The organism is uncultured Proteiniphilum sp. (assembly GCF_937873925.1).
Classification (GTDB): Bacteria; Bacteroidota; Bacteroidia; order Bacteroidales; family Dysgonomonadaceae; genus Proteiniphilum.
The window spans coordinates 1-9840 of the sequence record NZ_CALNAT010000010.1 but is presented as its reverse complement, the minus strand read 5'-3'; the positions used below and the strand labels follow the sequence as shown (position 1 = coordinate 9840).

7 protein-coding genes, 1 tRNA gene and 1 pseudogene are annotated in these 9840 nt (G+C 45.1%); 5 read left to right on the top strand and 4 right to left on the bottom strand.

The window, feature by feature from the left end:
- The 3 genes from Q0502_RS00940 to Q0502_RS00930 form a co-directional block, all read right to left on the bottom strand.
- Positions 1–1663: 6-phosphogluconolactonase (locus tag Q0502_RS00940; protein ID WP_298646071.1), on the bottom strand; the 1663-nt coding region annotated here is incomplete at its 3' end.
- A 96-nt stretch (positions 1664–1759) separates the two neighbouring features.
- The gene (locus Q0502_RS00935; RefSeq protein WP_298646068.1) at positions 1760–3151 is read right to left on the bottom strand and encodes an MFS transporter; all 1392 of its coding nucleotides are present in this window, start codon (positions 3149–3151) and stop codon (positions 1760–1762) included.
- Positions 3152–3246: 95 nt separating this feature from the next.
- Positions 3247–5673 (bottom strand): endonuclease MutS2, encoded by a 2427-nt coding sequence (locus tag Q0502_RS00930; protein WP_298646065.1) that lies wholly within the window; start codon positions 5671–5673, stop codon positions 3247–3249.
- 483 nt (positions 5674–6156) lie between these two features.
- Between Q0502_RS00930 and Q0502_RS00925 the strand changes: the two genes are divergently transcribed.
- A tRNA-Met gene (locus Q0502_RS00925) sits at positions 6157–6230 on the top strand.
- 181 nt (positions 6231–6411) lie between these two features.
- On the opposite strand, the pseudogene Q0502_RS00920 reads toward Q0502_RS00925, so the two are convergent.
- Positions 6412–6963 (bottom strand): annotated as a pseudogene (locus Q0502_RS00920) (helix-turn-helix domain-containing protein); the annotation flags it as partial.
- On the opposite strand from Q0502_RS00920, the gene Q0502_RS00915 reads away from it, so the two are divergent.
- The 4 genes from Q0502_RS00915 to Q0502_RS00900 form a co-directional block, all read left to right on the top strand.
- Positions 6922–7506: a hypothetical protein gene (locus Q0502_RS00915; protein WP_298646062.1), complete on the top strand. Its 585-nt coding sequence runs from the start codon at positions 6922–6924 to the stop codon at positions 7504–7506. The pseudogene Q0502_RS00920 and the gene Q0502_RS00915 overlap by 42 nt on opposite strands.
- A gap of 37 nt (positions 7507–7543) precedes the next feature.
- Positions 7544–8602, top strand: coding sequence for an alpha/beta hydrolase (locus tag Q0502_RS00910; RefSeq protein ID WP_298646059.1), 1059 nt, complete (start codon positions 7544–7546; stop codon positions 8600–8602).
- A gap of 11 nt (positions 8603–8613) precedes the next feature.
- Positions 8614–9096 carry a cupin domain-containing protein gene (locus Q0502_RS00905; protein WP_298646056.1) on the top strand — a complete coding sequence of 161 codons (483 nt, stop codon included), beginning with the start codon at positions 8614–8616 and terminating at the stop codon, positions 9094–9096.
- A partial coding sequence (locus tag Q0502_RS00900; RefSeq protein ID WP_298646054.1) for a DeoR/GlpR family DNA-binding transcription regulator occupies positions 9093–9840 on the top strand: 748 nt, incomplete at its 3' end. The genes Q0502_RS00905 and Q0502_RS00900, both read left to right, overlap by 4 nt.

The following is a 9840-nucleotide window of genomic DNA, read 5'->3' as shown; positions in this document are numbered from 1 at the left end:
GAATAGCGTCGAGGCATACCTTGTGCGTTCCGTGCGGATCGGCCAGGTCGCCCGCCACATAGATCTGATGCGGTTTAATGGTCTCGATAAAATCTTTTACGATGGTGACATCCTTTTCGGATATGGGATTCTTTTTAATTTTACCGGTTTCATAAAAAGGAAGATCGAGGAAGTGCACATTCTCTTCCGGAAGACCTACATACCTGTCGGCCGAACGGGCTTCTTCGCGGCGGATCCTCCCTTTGATAAAAAGGATATCGGGGGTATCCGTATCTTCTTTCGTCTTTTCATATAAAAGATATTGACGGATACTTTCATATTTCTCAAGCAATCCCTTGTTTTCAGAATTGAATTTTTTACGCATGCTGTTCAGGACGGAAATATAACGGATCACCTCCTCGTCGCCCACCGCGATATTTCCGGAGGTCTGGTAAGCCACATGCACCTCATGCCCCTGATTGACTAACCTTTGGAATGTACCTCCCATGGAGATGACGTCGTCATCGGGGTGCGGACTGAAAATAATCACTTTTTTGGGATAGGGTTTTGCCCTTTCGGGGCGGTAGGTGTCATCGGCATCGGGTTTCCCCCCGGGCCAGCCGCTGATTGTATGTTGCAGATCATTGAATATCTTGATATTCACGTTGTAGGCCGATCCATAAAGAGTGAGCAGTTCGCTCAGCCCGTTATCGCTGTAATCTTTATTTGTCAGCTTCAGGATAGGTTTGTCCACCACCCTGCAGAGCCAGACAATAGCCCGGCGGATCAATTTACTGGTCCATTCACAATTGGTCACCAGCCAGGGACGGCTGATACGCGTCAGCTCGGAGGCAGCTGCCAGATCCACAAAAATTTTGGCTTCAGGGTGTGTCTGCAGCATAGAACCGGGTACCAGATCGGTTACCGGTCCTTCCACAATATGCTTGACACTTTCGGCTTTCTGCTCACTCCAGGCTACCAGTGAGATCTTTTTTGCTTTCATCATGTCGGACAACCCCATAGTGATAGCGCTCACCGGCACTTTATCAAGCGATCCGAAGTTGCGGGCGATATCTTTTCTGGAATCGCCGTCGAGCATTACCAGACGGGTTTGCGAATGCAGGCTGCTGCCGGGCATGTTGAATCCCACATTCCCCTTGCTGCCTAACCCCAGCAACAGATAATCGAGCCCTCCCATTTTCTTCAAGTTCTCCTCAAACGCCTCGCAGTTTTCGGCGATCAGATCTTTCTCAATGGTCGCATCCGGAGAACAGATATTTTCCTGGTCAATATCGATCTGATCCAGAAAGATTTCCTTCAGCATCTGCAAATTGCTGTAAGTAAAATCGAGTACCGGATAAAACTCATATGTGTTAAAAGCGACCATATTTCTGAAACTGGCGCCCTCCTCCCGGTGCAACCTCACCAGTTCTTCATAAACCGGTATGGGAGAAGCCCCCCCGCTGATTCCCAGCACAAAGGGTTTTCCTTCCTGCTGTTTTTGTTTCATCTCATTGACAATATCCCTTGCAACCTTTTTTGCCGCTTTTCCCGATTCTTCATAGATAGCGACCGGCAGTTTCTCGAAACGCGACAGGTTGTATTCCTCGAAGTCGTTTTCCGGCCTGTAATACCTTTTAGGAACCCGTTCGAAAGTAATGTGTGAACTCAGATCTAATCTCATACCTCTTTTGCAATTTTAAAAAAGACAATTGTATACCATATTATATTATAATACCCCATCAGGGAGAAGTTTCAGTTACAGAATATCATTCATTTTTTAAATTCCAGCATTTGACTGCTCTCTTTTCATGTCTATTTTACGTGTAATACGTCCGTAAAAAAAGAGCGCTACCGCTGAGATAGCCCCGATACCTACAAAGACATACCAGATGTAATGCGCGTTTTGTGTGGCTGCGGCGTAAGCAACGGAATCCAGCACCCCGGCCTCACTGGTGAACAATCGCGGATCGGGACAATACTTATCCAGCAAAAAACCGGACAAGCCGAAAGCGAACAGAAACGAGAAGAAAGAATGCAGGTGACTGAATCCCAGATAAAGTCCTTCTTCTCCTTTGGGCGCCTGAAGGGAGAAATACTCCAGATAACGGGGTGAAATAAAACATTCGGCCAATGCCTGCATACCGATACCGACGATCATCATGAACGCCACAGGATGCATACCCAGGATATGTGCCCCTCCCACCTGCGTGCCCAGCGACATCACCAGGGCGGAAAGCGGGATGATAAACATTCCTGCCATCATAGAAGCGATGGCGCTCCGTTTCTTCATGAGTGAAGTGATGAAATTGACACATACGAAGACTACCAAGGGATTCACGTTGGCATACCATCCGGGCGATGCCGCCTCCCCAATCAGCCGGATCACATATTTAGGCATGGTGGCGTACATCTGGCTCTGTATGACCCAAAACCCGCTTACTATGAAGATCAGCAACATCAAACGGCCGTTGAGCATCACTTTAACCAATGACCGCCCCAACTCGGTGAAACTTTTTCCTTTTCCCTCAGTGCTGGCCGACTTATAAAAGAAGTAAACGGCAATCAATGCAAGGAGGGTCATGGCTGCCGAAAAATAATTCAGATAAACCAATCCCTGGTCTCCCATGCTCCTTCGCAAGGGGTCGACCACCGTCTTCCCGGTGAAGGCGCCGATATTCACCATCATATAGAAGAGGGAGTAGCCGCGTGCCCGGTTTTCCGGCGTAGTTTCGCGCGCCACCGTACCTGATATCACTGATTTAATGAACGATCCACCAATAACGACCAATATCAGGGGAGCGATAATCGACCACCTCAGATAACTCTCTCTCAATCCCGTATAGGTGGTGGTCATCTCATAGTCCACCAGTCCGGCATTCTCGAGCATCGTCGGCAGGATCCCCAGCCCGGCGTATCCTACTGTCAGCAACGCAAAAGCGAGAATGATGGCCGACCGGAATCCGATCTTATCGGAAATGGCGCCTGCAAACACCGGCAGCAAGTAGAGCATCGCCGAAAACAGACCGGCTATGACACCGGCCTCAATATCGGAAAAGCCCCAGACATTGGACAGATAAAGTGTGATGACGATAAATACCGCATAGTAGGCCAGACGTTCGAGGAGTTCTACGAAGTTGGCTACCCAAAAGGGTTTGGAGAATTTTACCATTCGTAAGGATTTAATTGTAAAAAAATTAGAGTAAATTTAATATTATCGACAAAGATAAAAAAAAATTTGAATATTGAACCGGCGAAATATGTTTTTTACTCCAGATCAACCACCGTGATACCGGTCCCTCCGAACTGCACATGTTCATCCTGAAAACGGGCCACACCATTCACAGTGCCCAGATATTCCCTGATGATCTGCCGCAATGCACCTGTACCTGTACCGTGAAGGATACGTACCCTGGACATTCCCAACTGAATGGCATCATCCACAAAGTACATCACTGCCTGCAACGCTTCGTCGCCCCGCATACCCCGCACATCGATATCCTGTTTAAAACTGAGTTTCCGCTCATGCAACAGATCACGTGTGTTGGATGATTTTTGTTCTTTTTTTATTTGATTACTGCTTACACGCTCCAATTTGTCGAGATCGACCGTAGACTTGATCATTCCGAAGACAATGATCGCTTTCTTTCCGGAAATTTCTATGATCTCACCCGGTGAACTTTGTCCTATCAAGCGTACGGTATCACCGGCCGCAAGGGGTTTTGTCTGTTTCAAACCTGTATCACTGCTAACGGCAGGCTTCTGTTTCTGCTTTTTTTGCCTCTTCGTCTCCGGACTACCCGCCGGTTCTATCTTCTCTTTGAACTCCCGGAGCGATTGCCGTATCTGTTTGGTTTTTTCTTTATCGGCCCCCGCCTCTCTGATCTCACGGATCGTATTTTCAATGCGGGCATTGCTTTCCGTGAGCAACCGTTCCGCCTGCTCACGCGCCTGCGCCAGAATCTCTTTCTTCTGCTTGTTAATGACCTCCAGATCGGCCTCATATTTCGAAGTGATCTCTTCCAGCCGCTTCCTCTCACGGCGTATCTCCTCCCGTTTCCGTTCCCAGTATCGCCTGTCGCGTGATATGTCCTGCAGGTATTTGTCCATGTTGATGTAATCTTCGCCTACGATCTCGGATGCCCGGGCAATTACCTCTTCCGGAAGACCTGTCTTGCGGGCGATCTCCACGGCGAACGAGCTTCCGGGATTACCGATAGAGAGGCGAAAGAGCGGTTGCATCTCATGGCGGTCGTAGAGCATGGCGCCATTTACCACTCCCTTGTTCTCGTTGGCAAAATGTTTCAGGTTCTGATAGTGAGTGGTGATTACGCCGAACGATTGTTGACGGTTGAACCTGTCCAGTAGCGCTTCGGCAATGGCGGCCCCTATCCGGGGTTCGGTACCACTCCCGAACTCATCTATAAGTAGCAACGATTTCCCGTTGCAGTACTTCTCGAAGAATTTCATGTTCAGCAGATGAGAGCTGTAGGTCGAAAGATCGTTCTCAATGGATTGCTCATCGCCAATATCGATAAAAATATCATGGAACACTCCGACCCTTGAATTCTCTTTCAACGGGATCAGCAACCCGCACTGCACCATATATTGTAACAGCCCCACCGTTTTCAGACAGACTGATTTACCGCCGGCATTGGGGCCGGAGATCACCAGTATCCTGTTTTCTCCTTCCAATGTGATATCGAGCGGAACGATCTTCCTGTTCTGCTTTTTTAAGGAAAGGTAAAGCAGCGGATGCACCGCCTCCACCCAATCGATCTGCTGCCTGTGGTCGATAGAAGGTTTGATGCCCCCTATCAACGCCGCGAGAGATGCTTTTGCCTGAATGAAATCGATTTTCGCGAGGAACTCATACGACTCCAGCAAATCAGGCAGGAAAGGACGCAGATAATTGCTAAAGTCGGTCAATATCCTGATGATCTCCCGCCGTTCATCCGCTTCCAACTCACGGATGCGATTATTGGCTTCCACCACCTCCGAGGGCTCGATAAAGACCGTTTTGCCCGAAGCCGATTCGTCGTGTACAATCCCTTTGATCTTCCGTTTGTGGGATGGGTTCACGGGGATCACCAGTCGTCCGTCACGCATACTCGGCGCCACATCCTTATCCACATACCCCTCAGCCTGTGCCTTTCGCAGGATAGCGTTCAGACTTCTGGAGATGCCACTCACGGTAGAGGTGAGTTCGCGTCGTATCTCCGACAGGCGGGATGATGCATGGTCTTTTATCTGTCCGAAACCATCCAGGATCCCGTCTATCTTTTTGGTGATCTCGGGAAAGGTCACCACGCTGCCCGTCAATGCAAGCAGATACGGATATCTGGGTGTTTTCTCTTCGTCACGCCGCAAAAACGCTACGATCCCATTGATGGTCTGTAAGGAACGGCGCAATTCAAACAGCGCGTTCTGGTCTATCCATGCCCCTTCCACCCGGATCCGTTTCAGCACGGGACGCATATCGTAAAAATGATCGGCAGGGAATGAATCCTCTTCCTCCCTGATGCGGACAAACTCTTCGGTTTGGAAGAGAAGGGATTCTATCTCATCATAAGAAGTCAAGAAATACATCTGCTCTACTTTTTCCTTTCCAAGAGGACTCAGGCATCGCTCCGAAAGGAGTTGGCGTACTTTCTGAAATTCTATTTTTTGTTCAAAATTATCGGGATAGATCATATAGATCGCTGTTATCTGTCTGAAAACCGGTTTGAAACCCACTTATTAATCAAGAGTAAAGAACAAAGAGCCAAGGCATTTCAATGGCTGAATTTTGATTCTAATCTCCTCGCTGACAAATTTGTCTTAGCTCGTGATTCTAAAAGGGTTGGCTCTGAAAGGTTCCATATACCGGAATATAAAAGTAAAATAATCGTATAAAATATTCGTTTCCTGCGCAAAATTACAACTTTAAACCGATATTTACTATATTTACGCGAGTGCAACCCTCATTTCAAATAACAATGGCAGCACTTTCCCCAACCGCTGCAACCCGAAAGTTTCATCCCATTTCATCAACAACAGCGGCGCCATCCCTCCGTTAGATGGCTTTTGCCGTTTTTTTAGTTTCTCTGTATGTTTTTCGGTTTTGCTGTTGCAAAATTCAAAAAGTTATACTACTTTTGCACCTCGAATCCGACAGGATAAATCTCATTTCTTGTGGGCGAGATAGCTCAGTTGGTTAGAGCGCATGATTCATAATCATGAGGTCGGGGGATCATGCCCCCCTCTCGCTACAAATTGAATAATAAACAGTTACAGCGTAAAATCTGTAACTGTTTTTTATTAGTGGGAAAATAATGGGAAAACAAAAGCACTTGCACATTGTTTTCCATGGATTAGACCACCGGAATATTTTCAGTTTTGCTAATCTTAGAAATCGAAAATTCTTCGGTGCCTTTTTGAGCGGGAAGAAAATCAATTCACCGATCTATAATCACTTGGAGAAATACCTACTAATTTTTTAAACGTACGACTGAAATGTTGCGGGTATTTAAACCCCAATTCATACGCAATTTCATTAATGGATTTATCACTCTCGAGAATCTTATTCTTGGCAACATCAATGATCTTGTTTTGAATGTATTCCTGTGCCGATTTTCCGGTTTCCTTCTTAATTAAATCACCAAAATAATTAGCCGACAAATGTAGTTCTTCTGCGCAGTAGGCAACAGACGGCAATCCTATTTCTATAGGCCTGTCAGATGAAAAATAACCGTTCAATAAATCTTCAAATTTCTCCAAAACACCTTTATTGATATCCTCACGGGTTATGAATTGACGATCATAAAATCGCTTACAATAATTGAGGAAAAGTTCAATATTGGAAGCAATCAGCGTCTTGCTATGCTTATCGACTGAATGTTCTAATTCCTCTTCTATTTTAGAAAATAAATCCAACACAAGATGACGCTCCTTTGCCGATAAATGGAGTGCTTTGTTGGTATTGTAGCTGAAAAAAGTATAATCAATACGGGCAGTTTTGATGCTGATATTATCTCGGACGCAATGTCGCGGTTATTCGATAAGGTGGGCGAAGCTGTTTTGGTGACCCACTCGCAGGGAGGTGGGCCCGGTTGGTTTACGGCAATCAAAAACGATAAGGTCAAAGCGGTGGTGGCTTATGAACCATACAGCGGTTTTGTGTTTCCCCAAGGGGAATTGCCCCCACCGATACAATCATCCGGTCTTTTCGGTGAACTGACAGGCGTGGAAATTTCCGCATCGGACTTCAATAAGCTGACGAAAATCCCCATCATCATTTACTACGGCGATAACATTGCTGAAGAACCAACCTCTGTATGGAACAAAGACCATTGGCGTTCGGGACTGGAAATGGCCAGGATTTGGGCGGCTACCATCAATAAACACGGGGGCGACGCAACGGTGGTGCACTTGCCAGAGATAGGCATAAAAGGCAATACACATTTCCCCTTTTCAGACCTGAATGATATCGAAATAGCCGACCAGCTATCCAAATGGTTAAAAGAGAAAGGATTGGATAAACCATAAAAGAAATAGTATGTATCAAAAATTAAAATATAACGAAATGAAAAAAATAACAGCAATAATCGCATTAGCAATGACAATAACAGCAATCAATACGGCAAATGCCCAATACTATCAAAAGGCGGAACAAAACCCCTTTACACTTGTCTATGACGGAGCAATTACAGAAAACATACAAGGTAAGGTAAACATTCATCCCGTCACTTATAAAATCAAGGACATTGCAATAGCTGCCAATGTTTACACACCACCAAATTACAATGCTTCCCGGAAATATCCGTCCATCGTCATTGCGCATCCCAACGGAGGTGTGAAAGAACAGGTAGCAGGGTTGTATGCCCAACGGTTAGCGGAGCAGGGATATATCACCATTGCAGCAGATGCAGCCTATCAGGGCGGTAGTGGCGGAGAGCCGCGTAACGTGGACAAACCGGCAAACCGTATTGAGGATGTACATGCAATGGCCGACTTTCTCTCTCAATATGCCGGCGTTGATACGGAAAGAACTGGCTTACTCGGTATTTGTGGCGGTGGAGGTTATTCCTTAAAGGCAGCTCAATCGGACAAACGGTTTAAAGCAGTGGCTACATTGAGTATGTTCAATTCGGGAGTAGTAAGGCGGAACGGTTTTATGAACTCTCAATTTTCAACGATACAGGAAAGGTTAAAACAAGCGACGGATGCAAGGGTATTGGAGGTTACAACAGGTGAAGTGTTGTATGCAGGCGAGGGAAACCCGACAGACGAGGAGATTGCCGAGATCCCAACCGATTTATATCGGGAAGGATATGTGTATTATTACAGAACCCATGCACACCCCAATTCAACTTTTAAATACACAATGAGCAGCCTGCTCGATTTAATGACCTGGGATGCCGCCACTAATATGGATTTAATTACCCAACCCTTATTGATGATCGCGGGAAGCAAAGCCGATACTTATTATATGACGGACGACGCTTTCAATAAAGCAATCAATGCAAAAAATAAGGAATTATTTCTCCTTAACGGAGCGACCCATATAGAAACCTATTGGAAACCCGAATATGTATCGCAGGCCTTGAGTAAGTTGGCGAATTTTTATCAAACAAACCTTTAAAACTTAAAACGATGAATATTAAAAACTTATGGGTACTATTTCTTTTCGGAATCATGGCTTTTTCTTGTCAGCAACAAAGCCAATCGGAACAGGATACACAATCGGAATCACAGGAAGCAATCTTTGAAAAAGGCGAAAAGATTACCAATGATAATTTTACCGGTACGGCATGGCTGAATAATTTGATATATGCGGATAGCGTAAATCAAAATTCAGTAGGTTGTGTAACCTTTGAACCGGGTGCAAGAACCAGATGGCATATCCATCCGGCAGGACAGATTATATTGGCATTGGATGGTGTTGGGTATTATCAGGAAAAAGGAAGTCCGAAGGTTATCGTGAAAAAGGGTGAAGTGGTAAAATGCCCTGCCGATATTCCCCATTGGCATGGCGCGAGCGCCGATACTGAATTTGTACAGGTAGCCATTACCGGCAGGGAAAATGGCGAAACCGTTTGGTTGGAAGAAGTAACCGATGAAGAGTACTATCAGTGAAAGTTAAGATACTTCATCATGAGTCGGGGGATCAGGCCCCTCTCGATACGGCCCATAAAAACAGTATTTTACAGGTAGTCGGGAAATTCCCGGCTACCTTTTTTATTTTTTATTTTTTAAGAAAAAGTCATAACTTTGCAATTGATAGTATTTTTCTCAATTTGATTATTGACATGTTAAAGGAAGAGCGTCATAAAATTATTATGAAAGAGATTAATCTTCATAATAAAGTATTGTCTGTAGATCTAAGTGCCATGTTGAATGTCTCCGAAGACACTATCAGGAGAGATTTAAAAGAGTTGGCAGAGGAAGACAGGATCATAAAGGTCCATGGAGGCGCGATCAGCAAATCTCTGGTAAGGCCCTTTATTGCTGATAATAATATTTATGCTCATGAGGAAAAGAAAAAAATTGCATCGAAAGCCCTTTCTTTAATACAAAACAATATGACATTGCTTTTTGAAGGAGGAACTACTATTCTGGAATTGGCCAGTCAACTACCTAAAAAAATAAATCTCACCATATTCACCGTCAGTCCCCAAGTCGCCATTACCTTATCTAATTTTGAGAATATCAATGTATATACTATTGGCGGTAAATTAAATAAAAATGCAAATATACACACCGGAGCAAGTGTTATTAATGATATTTCCAATATGAAGTGTGATATTTGCTTTATGGGGGTAAATGCTGTTTCAATAGAAAATGGATTTACAGATATCGATTGGGAAACAGTCCAGGTCA

Coding starts and splice junctions, on each gene's coding strand:
- Q0502_RS00905 (WP_298646056.1), top strand. CDS start 8,614: ATGAATATTAAAAACTTATGGGTACTATTTCTTTTCGGAATCATGGCT.
- Q0502_RS00910 (WP_298646059.1), top strand. CDS start 7,544: ATGAAAAAAATAACAGCAATAATCGCATTAGCAATGACAATAACAGCA.
- Q0502_RS00935 (WP_298646068.1), bottom strand. CDS start 3,151: ATGGTAAAATTCTCCAAACCCTTTTGGGTAGCCAACTTCGTAGAACTC.
- Q0502_RS00915 (WP_298646062.1), top strand. CDS start 6,922: ATGGAGTGCTTTGTTGGTATTGTAGCTGAAAAAAGTATAATCAATACG.
- Q0502_RS00930 (WP_298646065.1), bottom strand. CDS start 5,673: ATGATCTATCCCGATAATTTTGAACAAAAAATAGAATTTCAGAAAGTA.